The following is a 15,229-nucleotide window of genomic DNA, read 5'->3' as shown; positions in this document are numbered from 1 at the left end:
CTAAACTTTTGGTTTACACAGACTATAGCATTCACGGTCTACCGGGGGCGCCGAGGGAGGTCGATACTCGATTCCAACCTCAACACACCTTTTGGAGAACGACATGACCACACAGAACCTCAGCGGCAAAGTCGCCTTGATCCAGGGCGGCTCTCGCGGTATCGGCGCCGCCATCGTTAAACGCCTGGCCGCACAGGGCGCAGCTGTCGCTTTTACCTACGTGAGTTCGGCCGCCAAGGCTGAAGAATTGCAGAACAGCGTGATCAGCGAAGGCGGCAAAGCCCTGGCGATTCATGCCGACAGCGCCGACGCAGACGCCATCCGCAGTGCCGTCAACGCCACCGTCAAGGCATTCGGGCGCCTGGATATTCTGGTGAACAACGCCGGCGTGCTGGCCGTCGGCCCACTGGAAGATTTCACACTGGAAGACTTCGACCGCACCCTGGCCATCAACGTACGCAGCGTGTTTGTCGCCACCCAGGAAGCCGCGCGGCACATGGGTGAAGGTGGGCGCATCATCAACATCGGCAGCACCAACGCCGACCGCATGCCGTTTGCCGGTGGTGGCCCGTATGCCATGAGCAAATCGGCGCTGGTAGGCCTGACCAAAGGCCTGGCCCGGGACCTCGGACCCCGTGGCATTACCATCAATAATGTGCAGCCAGGCCCGGTGGACACCGACATGAACCCGGCAAACAGTGATTTCGCCGAGAGCCTGATCGGTTTAATGGCCGTGGGCCGTTATGGCCACGTGGAAGAGATCGCCAGCTTCGTCGCTTACCTGGTGGGCCCTGAAGCCGGCTATATCACCGGTGCCAGCCTGACCATCGACGGTGGTTTCGGCGCCTGAGTGTGGGCTGCGACATCACACCACGCTCCGACCTTGGTCGACACTGACTAACGCCAAGCATCATGCGAGACTGTTCGCCCGGGCCGGGAATGCCCGGGCGTTCTTATGTCTGGAGTTCTCATGACGCTGTCCAGCGGGCTGATCGCCGCCGTTGCCCTGGCCTATATGGCCATTATGTTTGCCATCGCCTTTTACGGTGACCGTCGCCATGCGCCGTTGCCACCGCGGATGCGTGCCTGGGTGTATAGCCTGTCGCTGGCGGTGTATTGCACCAGCTGGACCTTCTTTGGTGCCGTAGGCCAGGCGGCGGAACAGTTATGGGCGTTTTTACCGATCTACCTGGGGCCGGTGCTGCTGTTGGTGCTGGCGCCGTGGGTCCTGCAGAAGATGGTGCTGATCAGCAAGCAGGAAAACATCACCTCCATCGCCGACTTTATCGCCGCCCGTTATGGCAAATCCCAATCGCTGGCGGTGGTAGTGGCGCTGATCTGCCTGGTGGGCGTCCTGCCTTATATTGCCTTGCAGCTCAAAGGCATCGTGCTGGGGGTGAACCTGCTGATCGGTACCAGCGCCGACACCACCGGCACCCGCGCCCAGGACACGGCGCTGATTGTGTCGCTGGTACTGGCGCTGTTCACCATTGTGTTTGGTACGCGCAACCTGGACGCCACGGAACACCACCGAGGCATGGTGCTGGCAATTGCCTTTGAATCCCTGGTCAAGCTGTTCGCGTTTCTCGCCGTTGGTGCGTTTGTGACCTACGGGCTATACGACGGTTTCGACGACTTGTTCAGCCAGGCGTTGCTCGCGCCGCGGCTGGAGGAGTACTGGAAAGAGACCGTCAACTGGCCTTCGATGGTGGTGCAAACTGGCGTGGCGATGATGGCGATCATCTGCCTGCCCCGGCAGTTCCACGTCACCGTGGTGGAGAATATCGACCCCCAGGACCTGCGCCTGGCCAAGTGGGTGTTCCCGGCGTACCTGATCCTCGCCGCACTGTTCGTGATCCCGATTGCCCTCGGCGGCAAGATGCTGCTGCCGGGCTCGGTATTGCCGGATTCCTACGTGATCAGCCTGCCGCTGGCCGAGGCCCATCCGGCCCTCGCGGTGCTGGCGTTTATCGGCGGTGCCTCGGCGGCCACAGGCATGGTGATCGTCGCGAGCATCGCGCTGTCGACCATGGTCTCCAACGACATGCTGCTGCCGTGGCTGCTGCGCCGTTCCAGCGCCGAGCGGCCGTTCGAGGTCTTCCGTCACTGGATGCTGTCGGTGCGCCGGGTCAGTATTGTCATCATTCTGCTGCTGGCTTACGTCAGTTATCGGCTGCTGGGTTCCTCTGCGAGCCTTGCAACCATTGGCCAGATAGCCTTCGCCGCCGTAACCCAGCTGGCACCGGCGATGCTCGGCGCGCTGTACTGGAAACAGGCCAACCGGCGCGGCGTGTTTGCCGGATTGGCGGCGGGTACGTTCCTGTGGTTCTACACCTTGGTCCTGCCGGTCACCGCGAAAAGTCTGGGCTGGTCATTCAGCCTTTTCCCGGGCATGACGTGGCTGCATTCGCACCCGCTGGGCTTGTCTGTAACGTCTCTGACGCTGGGCACCGTATTTTCCCTGGCGGGTAACTTCACCTTGTTCGTGTGGGTCTCGATGCTCTCGCGTACGCGGGTGTCGGAACACTGGCAAGCCGGGCGTTTTATCGGCCAGGAAACCAGCCAGCGGGCCAGCGCCCGCTCCATGCTCTCGGTGCAGATCAACGATCTGCTCAGCCTGGCCGCGCGGTTTGTCGGCGAAGAACGGGCTCACCAGAGTTTCGTGCGCTTCGCCTATCGCCAGGGCAAAGGCTTCAACCCCAACCAGAACGCCGACAACGATTGGATCGCCCACACCGAACGCCTGCTGGCCGGTGTACTCGGTGCATCGTCAACCCGGGCGGTGGTGAAAGCCGCCATTGAAGGCCGGGAAATGCAGTTGGAAGATGTAGTACGCATCGCCGACGAAGCGTCGGAAGTGCTGCAGTTCAACCGAGCATTGCTGCAAGGCGCGATCGAAAACATCACCCAGGGCATCAGCGTGGTGGACCAGTCCCTGCGGCTGGTGGCGTGGAACCGGCGATACCTGGAGTTGTTCAATTACCCCGAAGGCCTGATCAGCGTGGGCCGGCCGATTGCCGACATTATTCGCTACAACGCCGAGCGCGGGCTGTGCGGCCCGGGCGAGGCGGAAGTGCACGTGGCGCGCCGTCTGCACTGGATGCGCCAGGGCCGTGCGCATACCTCCGAACGGCTGTTTCCCAATGGCCGGGTAATCGAGCTGATCGGCAACCCGATGCCGGGCGGCGGGTTTGTCATGAGCTTCACCGACATCACCGCGTTCCGCGAAGCCGAGCAAGCGTTGACCGAGGCAAACGAAGGGCTGGAGCAGCGGGTGACCGAGCGGACCCATGAACTGTCGCAGCTCAACGTCGCCCTGACCGATGCCAAGGGCGTCGCCGAGACGGCCAGCCAGTCGAAAACCCGGTTCCTCGCGGCGGTCAGTCACGACCTGATGCAGCCATTGAACGCCGCGCGGCTGTTCTCCGCCGCCCTCTCCCACCAGAACGACGGCATGTCGCCAGATGCCCGGCAACTGGTGCAGCACCTGGACAGTTCGCTGCGTTCAGCAGAAGACCTGATCAGCGACCTGCTGGATATCTCGCGCCTGGAAAACGGCAAGATCAACCCGCAGCGCCAACCCTTCGTGCTCAACGAACTGTTTGATACGTTGGGCGCCGAGTTCAAGGCGCTGGCCCAGGAACAGGGTTTGCGCTTCCGGCTGCGGGGCAGTCGCTTGCGGGTCGACAGTGACATCAAGTTGCTGCGGCGGGTGCTGCAGAACTTCCTCACCAACGCGTTCCGGTATGCCGACGGGCCGGTGCTGCTGGGTGTCCGGCGCCGTCGCGGTGAACTGTGCCTTGAGGTGTGGGACCGTGGGCCAGGCATTCCCCAGGATAAGCAGAAAGTCATCTTCGAAGAATTCAAACGCCTGGACAGCCACCAGACCCGTGCAGAAAAAGGCCTGGGCCTGGGCCTGGCGATTGCCGACGGCCTGTGCCGCGTGCTCGGGCACCGCTTGAGCGTGCGCTCATGGCCGGGCAAGGGCAGCGTTTTCAGCGTACGCGTGCCGCTGGCGCGCTCACAGGTCAGCGCCCCCGCCAAGCCGGCACTGGAAAGCGGCCAACCGTTGAGTGGGGCGCAGGTGCTGTGTGTGGATAACGAAGAAAGCATCCTGATCGGTATGCGCAGTTTGCTGACGCGCTGGGGGTGTGAGGTCTGGACCGCCCGCGACCAGGCGCAATGTGCCGCGCTGCTGGCCGAGGGTGTGCGGCCGCAGTTGGCCCTGGTGGATTACCACCTGGACCACGGCGAAACCGGCACCGAATTAATGGGCTGGCTGCGGGCGCAACTGGCGGAGCCGATTCCGGGGGTGGTGATCAGTGCCGACGGGCGGCCGGAGATGGTGGCTCAGGTGCATGCGGCGGGGCTCGACTACTTGGCCAAGCCAGTGAAGCCGGCGGCGTTGCGGGCGTTGTTGAGCCGGCATCTGCCGCTTTAGCCCTGTGGGCTCTGGCTTGCCTGCGATGCAGGCAGCTCGGTCTCTGAAGTGAGACCGAGTTGATGCTATCGCAGGCAAGCCAGCTCCCACAAAGGCCGGTGACTATTCCGGCAACTGCGCCACGCCGTCTTCATCAGTCATCGCCCGCTCCAGCAGGTCGGCCGGCAGGCTTTTACTGGCGCGGGCGCCGAGCAGCTTTAATTGCTCGATACGGCTGACCAGGTTTCCACGTCCATCTGTCAGCTTGTTCCGCGCAGCGCTGTAGGCTTTGTCCAACTGCTGCAGACGGTTGCCCACCTCGTCCAGGTCCTGGATAAACAGCACGAACTTGTCGTACAGCCAACCGGCGCGCTCGGCGATTTCCCGGGCGTTCTGGCTTTGCCGCTCCTGTTTCCACAGGCTGTCGATCACCCGCAAGGTGGCCAGCAACGTGGTCGGGCTGACGATGACGATATTGCGGTCGAACGCCTCCTGGAACAGATTCGGCTCGGCTTGCAGCGCTGCCGAAAACGCGGCTTCGATGGGCACGAACAGCAGCACGAAATCCAGGCTGTGCAGGCCTTCCAGGCGCTTGTAGTCTTTGCCGGCCAAGCCTTTGACGTGGTTACGCAACGACAGCACGTGTTGCTTCAGGGCCGCCTGGCCGATCGCTTGATCGTCCTCGGAAACGTACTGTTGATAGGCAGTCAGGCTGACCTTGGAGTCCACCACCACCTGCTTGTCACCCGGCAGCATGATCAACACGTCGGGCTGAAAGCGCTCGCCATCCGGGCCCTTGAGGTTGACCTGGGTCTGGTACTCGCGGCCCTTCTCCAAACCGGCGTGTTCCAGCACCCGCTCCAGAATCAATTCGCCCCAGTTGCCCTGGGTTTTCTGGCCCTTGAGGGCACGCGTCAAGTTGGTGGCTTCATCGGAGAGGCGCAGGTTCAGCTGTTGCAGGCGCTCCAGCTCCTTAGCCAGGGAAAACCGCTCGCGGGCTTCGCTCTGGTAGCTTTCTTCGACGCGCTTTTCGAACGACTGGATGCGCTCCTTGAGCGGGTCGAGCAATTGGCCGAGGCGTTGCTGGCTGGTTTCGGCGAAACGCTGCTCGCGCTCGTCGAAGATCTTGCCGGCCAGCTCGGCAAACTGCGCGCGTAGCTCATCGCGGGAGCCTTGCAGGTCACTGAGGCGTTGCTGGTGGCTTTCCTGCTGCTCGCGCAACTCGGCGCGCAGGGACGCAGCCAGGGCGTCCAGGCGGCGCAGTTCGGTTTCCTTGGCGGAACGGTCGAGGTTCCAGGCGTGGGCGGCGTCGCGGGCGTTGTCGCGGTCGATCTGCAGCAGTTCGACTTCGCGGCGTACGGCCGCCAGGTCAGCTTGCTTGGCGGCGTTGGCCTGGCTCAGGTCGCTGATTTCGTCACGGCTGGCGTCCAACTGCGCGGCGAGCCCTTCCTGGGCCAGTTGCGCGGTGGCCAGGCGCTCTTCGAGCAACTCCCAGCCGGCCGTCCGCGCCGTCAGTTTTCGCTGGATCTGCCAGCACAGGCCCAATAGCGGCAATGCTGCACCGGCGAGACCCAGCGCAACACTGGTCCAGTCAAAAGCCATAGCGATTCCTGCCGTCACCCGAAAAGAGGAAGGTTAACCAAGCCTGCGCATTGAGGACAGCTCAGTCTTCGATCTGGCCCAGTTCACGCTGGGCGATGCGGTCGCCGGCGCGGGCGGCCTGGCGCAGCAGGTCGTGGCCGATGCGGCGGTCCCGGGCGTTGCCGCACTCGCGGCACATCAACTGGCCCAGACGGCTTTGCGCCACGACCACGCCCGCGCGTGCCGGCTGCTTGAGCAAGTGCCCGGCAAAATGCTTGACGTTGGGGCTGTGGCTCAGGCGCGGGCTGTCGAGCAACCACAAGGCAACTTTCAGGGAGAAACGCTTGGGTGCGGTAACAACTTGGGGGCTGTCGGTAACAGAAGGTGATACTGAGCGAAACTTCATAAAGCACTGTGGGACAGAACGGAAGGCGCGCCACTCTACTCTTTTTTTCGCACAGGTAAAGCTGAAAAAAGCCTGCACGCCCGTTCTAGAGCAAGCGCTTGGGACAATCCACAGAACCTGTGGATAACTCAGTGGACAACCGTTCTGTAACTCTCGCAAAGGCCCATGGAACGGGGGCCGCAGTCAAACTGACGATTTTTTCACCAATAAAAAAAAGCTCTATTTTTCATTGACTTAAATTTTAGTTACAGGCACCCGGGAGCATTGCGGGGCGTATGTCAGGGCGGTTACACACGGCGCAACCAATGTGCACAACTACCCACCTCGCGGTTATATCAACCGCGTTTTTTTGTCAGGCGGCGGCCTCAGTACTGTTACCGGCGTACCAAGGACAGAAAAGTTTTTTGCCTAGCACACTTTCTTTCCACGTTTCAATCCGTTACTATCCGCGGCGTTAGTACCAAGCTGAAAGTCAATTCTGGTCGAACAACTCCCTCACGGCACCGCCGACAAAAAGGGATCGACCACCTCGATGGTTTCCAGGTATCACTTGCGACGACACAGCCTTTGAACAATGCAAAGGGTGTCGCGAAGTTTCCATACGCTGACCGAACCAACCTGCAAATTGATCAGGATCTTCACCCCGGGCCCAGAACCTTTGCCCCTGTTGTGTTGCCTGCCCTCCTAAGTACCTACCTGCCAGCCCAAGCGCGCCAAACTTAATTAGCGCTTCAAACTGGCTGCTTTGTTCCAGTCGGGTTCTTCGTTTGATCAATGGTGATCAGCGTCACTGGAACGTTTTAACGTTGCACGGTTCTTAACCGTGTCATTTGTAGGAACACCCATAATATGTCCACTCAAATCCACACTCAGGATGCCATTCGCACCCTCACCAACGCTTTTGCACCAATGAACTGCCTGATCATGGCCGCTCGCAAAGGCTGCTTCAGCTTTACCCTGGTCAACGAACACGGCATCGCTCGTCACAGCGAACGCCTGTACCCCGATCAATACTCCAGCGCAGAACCGCTGCAGGCCGTGATCGATCGTACTCGCCAGGCACTGGTTGCCTGATCGACCCGGATCGCTGAAACACAAAAACCCCGGTTAAAACCCGGGGTTTTTTATTGCCCGAAATTCAAGCGCGCTAAGTTTAAATTGATATAACCGATATAACTAAATGATGAAAATATTTTAAAAACAGTCCTTTACGTCGTAAATATGACACTACACTTCAACTCAAGCGGCATGATCCGCTTCCGGCGAGCCTGAGATCCGATTCACTGCTGCCAAGCCCCCCCTCTCAGGCATCGCTGACCCTTTCATGGATTGAGGCTTTTATGGGCATTGCCGCCAGCGAATTGTGTCGTTATGTGATCCGGCCCACCCTGCTGTACCTGGGCCGCCATAACCCGACTGCCGAATCCCTGCTGCTGGGCATCGCCGCCAGCCAGTCAGCCCTCGGTTCAGCCCTGCACGACCGCCGCGGCCATGGCCTGTACAGCATCACCGAACCGCGCCACCGCGCACTGTGGGATAACTACCTGGCGCTGGACCCCGAGCGCGCCAGCCTGGTTCGTGGCCTCGCCAGCCAGCATGCCTTCCTCAGCGGGCCGCAGCTGGAGCTGACGGTCAACCTGCGTTACGCCACTGCCATCGCCTGGCTGCTGGTGGAACAACACCGCCCTGCCCTGCCGCCACCCGACGATGTTTTGGCCATGGCGCGTATCTGGAAAGAAATATTTCACCCCCAGGGCCGGCTTCGGGACTTCACCCAAGCGTGGCAAACCTGTGTTTCACCCATGAATCATGTCGCTTGTTGATCGGGCGATTTGCAAGATTCGGCTAAAAACGTTGATTTTGGTCGGATTGTCCTACAAAACCGCTCTATCTCCTATGTTTCAGCCTATAGCGCAAACATAAATTTATTGTTACTTTCCGCAGCGGTGATCACCACGGAGTTCTAATAATGAAAAAAGTAATGCTCAAGACGACACTTAGCCTCGCCGTTGCAATGGCATCCTCCCACGTGTTCGCGAGCGGCTTTGCCCTCAACGAACAAGACGTTGCCGGGATGGGTACCGGTTTTGCGGGACGTTCTTCATCTGCCGATAACGCAAGCACCGTTTATGGTAACCCTGCCGGTATGGCTCGCCTGGAAGGCCAGCAAATCACCGGTGGCGTTGCAACCATCGACGCCTCCACCGATATCAAAGACGCCGGCGGCCGCTCCAGGGGCTCTAACAAAGGCGACATGGTGCCCTTCACCGGCGTACCGTTCGGTTTCTACACCAACAAACTCAACGATCAGTGGGCTGTCGGCTTTGGTGTTTACGCACCGTTCGGCCTGGTGACTGATTATGAACGCGGCTTCCAGGGCAGCGGGTTTGGCAGCTACAGCAAAGTATCTGTCATCACCCTTCAGCCAACGGTCAGCTACGCGTTCAACGACCGGGTTTCCATCGGTTTCGGTCCGACCATCAACCGGATTTCCGGCAAGCTGGAATCGGAACTGACCCTGAACCCTGCCGTGCCTTCGACCAATGTCACGATCAAGGGCGACGATACCGCCATTGGTTTCAACGTCGGCGTACTGGTACAGGCCACCGATACCACCCGTGTCGGCCTGACCTATCACTCCAAGGTCAGCTACAAGCTTGACGGCCACACCGAGGTGACGGCGCCTGCTCCGACTGCCGGTGCGATTGGCAGTGGCCGCTACGACGCCTCGCTGAGCATCGACACGCCTGAGTCTTACGACCTGTCGGTAACCCAGGACCTGACTGACGCCTGGAAACTCTACGGTGGTGCTACCTGGACCCGCTGGAGCCGCCTGAAAGACATCACGGTCAAGAACCAAGGTGTAACCGGCGCCAACGGCTTCCTCGCACCTTCGGTCATCGGCACTATCACTGAACCTCAGAACTGGCACGACACCTGGGCCTACGCCCTGGGTACTTCGTACCAGGTCACCAAGCAAGTGGTACTGCGTACCGGCCTGACATTCGACCAGTCGCCAACCAACAACACTGATCGTTCGCCACGTATCCCTACCGGCGACCGCACCATCTTCAGTGTGGGCCTGGGTTATGCCGTGATGGATAACATGACCGTTGACCTGGCTTACTCCTACCTGAAGGAAGAGCCGGTCAAAGTTAACAAGTCCAATGCACTGGGTTCCTACAGCGCCAAGTACGAAAACAGCGCCAACGGTTTCGGCCTGGGCGTAACGTACAAGTTCTGATGTAACGCCGCATAAAAAAGCCCCGCTCTCTTGCAACAGAGGCGGGGCTTTTTAGTGGGCGGCGATCAGGGCTTCGAAGCCAGCGCCTCTTCCACCGCCTTGATCAGGTCCGGGTTATCCGGCTTGGTCAGGCTGGAGAAGTTGGCGATCACCTTGCCCTGGCGGTCCACCACGTACTTGTAGAAATTCCACTTCGGCGCGCTGCTCTGTTGCGCCAGGATCTTGAACAGATGCACCGCGTCCGGGCCCTTGACCTTCTGTGGCTCGGTCATGGTGAACGTCACGCCGTAATTAACGTAACAAACCTTGGCAGTTTCCTCCCCGGTCTTGGCTTCCTGCTTGAAGTCATCGGACGGCACGCCAATCACTTCCAGCCCCTGGCCCTTGTAACGCTGGTACAAGGCTTCGAGCCCTTTGAACTGCGGCGCGAACCCGCAGAAGCTGGCGGTGTTGACGATCAACAGCGGCTTGCCGGCGAAGCGCTGGCACAGGTCGATGGACTCCTTGGCGCGCAGCTTGGGCAACTGGCCTTCAAGCAACGGCGGGCAATCGGCGGCCAGGGCGACGCCGCCAAACGCCAGCATCAGAGCGGGTACTGCAAGCCAGCGCATGTGCATGTCACCTGTCCTTGAAAAGTCTCAGACACAGAACTTAACAGATCGCCATGCCCAACTGCATCAACGCGAGGCCGCCCTGTTGCCAGCCCCACCATGCCAGAAGCAGCAGGACGGCTGCTCCGGCTGCGCCGAGCCAATGCCAGGTCGAATTCATGCCACCCCCATTTGCGTCTGCAAACGTGCCACCGGGCGCTCGCGCACCGGCCAGTTCAAGGCCGCTGCCACCAGGCTCAGCACGATTGCGACCTGCCAGATCAAATCGTAGTTGCCGGTTCGATCATAGACCACCCCGCCCAACCAACCGCCGAGGAACGACCCCAGTTGGTGGAACAGGAACACGATCCCACCGAGCATGGAAAGGTTTCTGACACCAAACAAGGTCGCCACCGTGCCGTTGGTCAGTGGCACCGTGGACAGCCACAAAAAGCCCATCGCCATGCCAAACAGGTAGGCACTGGTTTGCGTCACCGGCGCCCACAGGAAGATCACGATCACCACCGCCCGCAACAGGTACAACCCGGTCAACAAGCGCGGCTTGGACATGCGCCCGCCGAGCCATCCGGCGGTGTACGTACCGAAGATATTAAACAGGCCGATCAAGGCTAGCACCGTGGTGCCTACCGAGGCCGGCAAATGCTGGTCCACCAGGTACGACGGCAAGTGCACACCGATAAACACCACCTGGAAACCACACACGAAAAAACCGAACGCCAGCAACCAGAAGCCGGAGTGGGAACCGGCTTCCTTCAACGCTTCACGCAAGGTTTGCTGGCCGGCCATGACCGGCAACGGCCGATCCTTGAGCATGGCAACCAGCGGCAAAATCAGCGCCACCATCAAGCCCAACACCAGCAGGGCGGCCGACCAGCCCAGCCAACTGATCAGGCCCAGGGTGCCCGGGACCATGGCGAACTGGCCGAATGACCCGGCGGCGCTGGCAATGCCCATGGCCATGCTGCGCTTTTCCGGCGCCACGGCACGCCCGACCACACCGAGAATCACCGAGAACGAGGTGCCGGACAGGCCAATTCCGATCAACAAGCCGGCACTCAGTGACAACGACCACGCGGAATCGGACATGCCCATCAGCACCAGGCCGGCTGCGTACAACACCCCGCCCACCAGGACGGCCTTGGTCGCGCCGAAGCGGTCGGCCAGGGCACCGGTAAACGGCTGCGCCAGGCCCCAGATCAGGTTTTGCAGGGCGATGGCAAAGGCAAAGGTTTCACGACCCCAGCCAAACTCAGTACTCATAGGCGCCAGGAACAGGCCAAAGCCATGCCGCACACCCAGGGACAACGCCAGGATCAGCGCACTCCCCACAAGAATCCAGCCACTGGTGCGCCACATCGAGGTCATTCTTATTCTCCGTTCGCGGGTATATACCCGTTTGTCATCAAACAAACCCGCTTCAGGCGAGTTCGTCCAGCAAGGCCAACAGGGTTTCGCGCTTTTCGGCGCCCAACTGATCAATCAATTTCTGCTGCGCCGCTTCCCACGCCGGCAATGCCGCAGCCAGCCGTTCGTGACCCGCCTCTGTCAGCAACACCAGGCGGTTGCGCAGGTCGTCGCCCTCTACCAACTGCACCAGGCCTTCGCCCTCCAATACCCGCAGGTTTCGCCCCAGGGTGCTGCGATCCAGGCCCATGGCATCGGCCAGGCTGGAAATACTCGGTTGATCGAGGCGCTGCAGATTACACAGCAGAGAATACTGGGCAACGTTGATCCCGAAGCCGTCGAGAGCGCCGTCGTAATGCCTGCTGACGCCACGAGCGGCGCGACGCAGGTTGGTGCATAAACATTCGGAGGCAAGCATGGAGCGTGTATATACCCGGGATTAGTGAAATGCAAGAAAGTGTTACAGCACCAGGCCGATCAACACCGCGACTTCCAACAGCTCCAACAGCGCGCCGGCAGTATCGCCGGTGGTGCCGCCGAGGCGATTGACCATCAGTTGGCGCAAGCCGACAAAGCACAGGGCGGCCAGCAACACGGCAATCCCGCCGCTGAAACCGCCGATCAAGATACACGCCAGACCGCTGAGGATCAGCACCTGTTGGCCGACAATCCGTGGCAAATGATCCGCCAACGCCTGCCCCAGCCCACCGGCGCGTACGTACCGCGTGGTGAGAAACAGCGCCAGCATCGACGCGCGACCGATCAACGGTGCGAGGATCAGCGCAGCACTATTGTGCTGCTCGATCAACGCCACTAGCGCAGTGAACTTGAGCAGCAGTACCAGGCCCAGGGTGACCACCGCGATCGGCCCGCTGCGCGGGTCTTTCATGATGGTCAGGGTGCGCTCGCGGTCGCCGAAGCCACCAAGCCAGGCGTCGGCGCTGTCCGCCAGGCCGTCCAGGTGCAGGCCGCCACTGAGCAACACCCACGCGGTCAACAGCAAGGCGGCGTGCAGCAACAAGGGCGCGCCCATCAACACGGCGTTCAACCCCCACAGCAACAGCCCGAACAGCAGCCCCACCAGCGGATAAAACAGCAACGACCGCCCCAGCTCCTGCGGTTGCGGCATGCCCGGCAAGCGAATCGGCAGGCTGCTGAGAAACTGCAAGGCGATCCAGAACGGCAACATGCTTAGACTCCTTCCTTTAATACGCCATCCGCCTCGACCAACAGGCTGAACAGGCCACCGTGGCCGACTTCGACATTCAACAGTTGTTCACGAGGCAAGCCGCGTGCCTGGGCGAGCAGCAAACGCATGACCCCGCCGTGACTGATCAGCAGTACTCGCTGCCCCTTATAGGCCTGATGCAAGCGGGCAACGGCGCCCAGTACACGCGCAGAAAACTGCAACACCGGCTCGCCCTGCGGAGGCGTGAAGCTGTACGGGTCAGCCCAGAACAGGCCCAACGCCTCGGCATCGGCCTCCATCAAGGCCGCAGCACTCTGCCCCTCCCAGGCGCCGAAGTGCAGCTCCTGCACATCCTTTTCGAAGGTGACCGGCAAGTTCAGGCGCGCGCCCAACTCCTCGGCAAACCGCGCACAACGCTGCAGCGGCGAGCTGACCAGACGGTCCCACGGGCCCTGCTCCACCACCGCCGCACGCATCTGCTCCCAGCCCTTGGCGGTGAGCGCATCGTCCAGGCTGCCACGCAAGCCGCCACCCAGTTCGGTTTCGCCGTGGCGCAGCAGGTCCAGGTGCAAGGTCATGCCGGGCGATCCGCCACGGCCGCCTCAGCGAAGGTCGCCATCTGCCCGTGCAGTGCACAGGCCAGACGCAACAACGGCACCGCCAGCGCGGCGCCACTGCCTTCGCCCAGGCGCAGGCCGAGTTCCAGCAGCGGCTCGGCGTTGAGGCTTTGCAACACATGACGATGGCCGGGCTCCGCACCGCGGTGGCCGAACAGCAGCCATTCACGGCAGGCAGGGTTGAGGCGCGTGGCAACCAGCGCGGCGACGGTGCAGATAAAGCCGTCCACCAGCACCACCACGCCTTCTTGAGCGCAGGCCAGGTAGGCGCCGACCAACGCGGCAATTTCGAAGCCGCCGAGGTTGAACAGGGTTTTCAGTGCGTCGCCACGGTCGCTGGCGTGCAGTGCCAGCGCGCGTTCGATCACCGCGACTTTGTGGCTGACGCCCTGGGCGTTCAGGCCGGTGCCGGGGCCGGTCAGGTCGCTGACCTGACAGTCCAGCAGTGCGCAGGCCAGGGCGCTGGCGGCGGTGGTGTTGCCGATGCCCATTTCACCGCCGATAAACAGTTGCGCGCCGCTTGCGATGGCGCGGTGCGCGCTGTCGCGGCCAGCGTGCAAGGCCAGCCTGCCTTGGGCCTCGGTCATGGCCGGGCCGTTGACGAAGTTGGCGGTGCCGGCGCCGACGTTGAGGTGGCGCACGCCCGGCAGGTTCAAGGCAGGGGTGATGGTGCCGAGGTCGACCACTTCCAGCTTCGCGTCGAGTTGGCGTGCGAGCACACTGATGGCGGCGCCGCCGGTGACGAAGTTGTGGAGCATCTGGCCGGTGACTTCCTGGGGGAAGGCGGAGACACCCTCGGCGACGACGCCGTGGTCGCCGGCGAAGATGGCGATCCACAGGTGGTCGACGCTGGGTTTGACCTGGCCCTGGAGGCCGGCCAGTTGTACAGCCACCGCTTCCAACTGGCCGAGGGAGCCGGCGGGTTTGGTCAGTTGCTGCTGACGGGCCAGGGCGTGTTCGTGGGCTTGGGTGTCAATTGCTTTGCAGGGGTTGAGCCACCAGGTGTCGGTCATAACGCAGTACCTTTTAAAGTCAGGGGCAGGCCGGCGACGGTCAGGACGACGCGCTGACAACGTTCGGCCAAGGCTTGATGAAGCCATCCGGCTTCATCGACATAGCGGCGAGTCAATTCGCCCAGCGGGACGACACCCAGTCCGGTCTCGTTGCTGACAAAAATGATTTCTCCTGGCAGAGAGGCCAGGGTTTGGAGCAAGGCTTCGCGCTCTTCCTTAAGACGGTTGGGGTCTTCGAGCATCAGCAGGTTGGTGAGCCATAGGGTCAGGCAGTCGACCAGCAGGCAATGGTTCGGGCTGGCGTTTTCCTTGAGCACACGGGCCAGTTCGATGGGTTCTTCGATCAAGCCCCACTCGACTGGGCGACGTTCGCGATGGTGGGCGACGCGCGCGCTCATTTCGCCGTCCAGGGGTTGGCTGGTGGCGATGTAGGTGACGGTCAGGCCGCTGTCGGTGGCGAGTTTTTCAGCCAGGCGGCTTTTGCCTGAGCGGGCGCCGCCGAGGATCATTTGGAGCATGGCTGGAGCCTCTGTTTTTGACAGTGTGTGTATCCGTTATTTTCGTAACGGCGGCTATGGGTTCCGCCCTTACGGCGGGTCACTTTTGGAAAAGAGCCCGGAATGCCGGCCCAGCCAAAAGTAACCAAAAGGGCTCTTGCCCCACCACTCGGCACCTCGCCTAGGCTCGGTGTGCCCTCACTCCGGCATTACTCCGCGGGCCGCCGCGACGGGGCGTCCCTGCCCC

14 protein-coding genes are annotated in these 15,229 nt (G+C 61.4%); 5 read left to right on the top strand and 9 right to left on the bottom strand.

Annotation, left to right across the window (positions count from 1 at the left end; genetic code table 11):
* Positions 1-103 precede the first annotated feature (103 nt).
* On the top strand, positions 104-850 hold the full coding sequence (locus tag HX855_RS28600) for a 3-oxoacyl-ACP reductase family protein (protein WP_177082360.1): 747 nt from the start codon (positions 104-106) through the stop codon (positions 848-850).
* A gap of 120 nt (positions 851-970) precedes the next feature.
* On the top strand, positions 971-4,441 hold the full coding sequence (locus HX855_RS28595; protein ID WP_177082362.1) for a PAS domain-containing hybrid sensor histidine kinase/response regulator: 3,471 nt from the start codon (positions 971-973) through the stop codon (positions 4,439-4,441).
* A gap of 102 nt (positions 4,442-4,543) precedes the next feature.
* On the opposite strand, the gene rmuC is transcribed toward HX855_RS28595, so the two are convergent.
* Together rmuC and HX855_RS28585 are read right to left on the bottom strand one after the other, a co-directional pair.
* Positions 4,544-5,908, bottom strand: coding sequence for a DNA recombination protein RmuC (rmuC, locus tag HX855_RS28590; protein ID WP_177082700.1), 1,365 nt, complete (start codon positions 5,906-5,908; stop codon positions 4,544-4,546).
* 175 nt (positions 5,909-6,083) lie between these two features.
* Entirely contained in the window at positions 6,084-6,407 is a 324-nt protein-coding gene (locus tag HX855_RS28585) for a sel1 repeat family protein (RefSeq protein ID WP_177082364.1), read from the bottom strand.
* An 849-nt stretch (positions 6,408-7,256) separates the two neighbouring features.
* Here HX855_RS28585 and HX855_RS28580 point away from each other — a divergent pair.
* From HX855_RS28580 to HX855_RS28570, 3 genes are all read left to right on the top strand, one after another.
* On the top strand, positions 7,257-7,481 hold the full coding sequence (locus HX855_RS28580; RefSeq protein WP_003214941.1) for a hypothetical protein: 225 nt from the start codon (positions 7,257-7,259) through the stop codon (positions 7,479-7,481).
* Between the two features lie 266 nt (positions 7,482-7,747).
* The gene (locus HX855_RS28575) at positions 7,748-8,230 is read left to right on the top strand and encodes a hypothetical protein (protein ID WP_177044794.1); all 483 of its coding nucleotides are present in this window, start codon (positions 7,748-7,750) and stop codon (positions 8,228-8,230) included.
* A gap of 146 nt (positions 8,231-8,376) precedes the next feature.
* Positions 8,377-9,651 (top strand): OmpP1/FadL family transporter, encoded by a 1,275-nt coding sequence (locus HX855_RS28570; protein WP_177082366.1) that lies wholly within the window; start codon positions 8,377-8,379, stop codon positions 9,649-9,651.
* Between the two features lie 65 nt (positions 9,652-9,716).
* Here HX855_RS28570 and HX855_RS28565 read toward each other — a convergent pair whose 3' ends face one another.
* From HX855_RS28565 to cobU, 7 genes are all read right to left on the bottom strand, one after another.
* On the bottom strand, positions 9,717-10,268 hold the full coding sequence (locus HX855_RS28565; RefSeq protein WP_177082368.1) for a glutathione peroxidase: 552 nt from the start codon (positions 10,266-10,268) through the stop codon (positions 9,717-9,719).
* Positions 10,269-10,418: 150 nt separating this feature from the next.
* Positions 10,419-11,618 (bottom strand): MFS transporter, encoded by a 1,200-nt coding sequence (locus HX855_RS28560; protein WP_177082703.1) that lies wholly within the window; start codon positions 11,616-11,618, stop codon positions 10,419-10,421.
* A gap of 61 nt (positions 11,619-11,679) precedes the next feature.
* On the bottom strand, positions 11,680-12,084 hold the full coding sequence (locus tag HX855_RS28555; protein ID WP_177082370.1) for a MarR family winged helix-turn-helix transcriptional regulator: 405 nt from the start codon (positions 12,082-12,084) through the stop codon (positions 11,680-11,682).
* A 42-nt stretch (positions 12,085-12,126) separates the two neighbouring features.
* The gene (locus HX855_RS28550; protein ID WP_177082372.1) at positions 12,127-12,855 is read right to left on the bottom strand and encodes an adenosylcobinamide-GDP ribazoletransferase; all 729 of its coding nucleotides are present in this window, start codon (positions 12,853-12,855) and stop codon (positions 12,127-12,129) included.
* Positions 12,856-12,857: 2 nt separating this feature from the next.
* The gene (gene cobC, locus HX855_RS28545; RefSeq protein ID WP_177082374.1) at positions 12,858-13,433 is read right to left on the bottom strand and encodes an alpha-ribazole phosphatase family protein; all 576 of its coding nucleotides are present in this window, start codon (positions 13,431-13,433) and stop codon (positions 12,858-12,860) included.
* Positions 13,430-14,485, bottom strand: a complete 1,056-nt coding sequence (cobT, locus tag HX855_RS28540) for a nicotinate-nucleotide--dimethylbenzimidazole phosphoribosyltransferase (protein WP_177082376.1) — start codon at positions 14,483-14,485, stop codon at positions 13,430-13,432. The genes cobC and cobT overlap by 4 nt, the downstream gene beginning before the upstream one ends.
* The gene (gene cobU / locus HX855_RS28535) at positions 14,482-15,003 is read right to left on the bottom strand and encodes a bifunctional adenosylcobinamide kinase/adenosylcobinamide-phosphate guanylyltransferase (RefSeq protein WP_177082378.1); all 522 of its coding nucleotides are present in this window, start codon (positions 15,001-15,003) and stop codon (positions 14,482-14,484) included. Before cobU ends, cobT begins: the two co-directional genes overlap by 4 nt.
* Positions 15,004-15,229: the final 226 nt, after the last annotated feature.

Origin of the sequence: Pseudomonas sp. IPO3778 (assembly GCF_013386825.1) — a bacterium.
Classification (GTDB): Bacteria; Pseudomonadota; Gammaproteobacteria; order Pseudomonadales; family Pseudomonadaceae; genus Aquipseudomonas.
Note: the sequence above shows the minus strand (reverse complement) of the source record. Positions and strands in the feature narration are given on the sequence as shown.

Coding starts and splice junctions, on each gene's coding strand:
- HX855_RS28600 (WP_177082360.1), top strand. CDS start 104: ATGACCACACAGAACCTCAGCGGCAAAGTCGCCTTGATCCAGGGCGGC.
- HX855_RS28595 (WP_177082362.1), top strand. CDS start 971: ATGACGCTGTCCAGCGGGCTGATCGCCGCCGTTGCCCTGGCCTATATG.
- HX855_RS28585 (WP_177082364.1), bottom strand. CDS start 6,407: ATGAAGTTTCGCTCAGTATCACCTTCTGTTACCGACAGCCCCCAAGTT.
- HX855_RS28580 (WP_003214941.1), top strand. CDS start 7,257: ATGTCCACTCAAATCCACACTCAGGATGCCATTCGCACCCTCACCAAC.
- HX855_RS28575 (WP_177044794.1), top strand. CDS start 7,748: ATGGGCATTGCCGCCAGCGAATTGTGTCGTTATGTGATCCGGCCCACC.
- HX855_RS28570 (WP_177082366.1), top strand. CDS start 8,377: ATGAAAAAAGTAATGCTCAAGACGACACTTAGCCTCGCCGTTGCAATG.
- HX855_RS28565 (WP_177082368.1), bottom strand. CDS start 10,268: ATGCACATGCGCTGGCTTGCAGTACCCGCTCTGATGCTGGCGTTTGGC.
- HX855_RS28560 (WP_177082703.1), bottom strand. CDS start 11,618: ATGTGGCGCACCAGTGGCTGGATTCTTGTGGGGAGTGCGCTGATCCTG.
- HX855_RS28555 (WP_177082370.1), bottom strand. CDS start 12,084: ATGCTTGCCTCCGAATGTTTATGCACCAACCTGCGTCGCGCCGCTCGT.
- HX855_RS28550 (WP_177082372.1), bottom strand. CDS start 12,855: ATGTTGCCGTTCTGGATCGCCTTGCAGTTTCTCAGCAGCCTGCCGATT.
- cobC (WP_177082374.1), bottom strand. CDS start 13,433: ATGACCTTGCACCTGGACCTGCTGCGCCACGGCGAAACCGAACTGGGT.
- cobT (WP_177082376.1), bottom strand. CDS start 14,485: ATGACCGACACCTGGTGGCTCAACCCCTGCAAAGCAATTGACACCCAA.
- cobU (WP_177082378.1), bottom strand. CDS start 15,003: ATGCTCCAAATGATCCTCGGCGGCGCCCGCTCAGGCAAAAGCCGCCTG.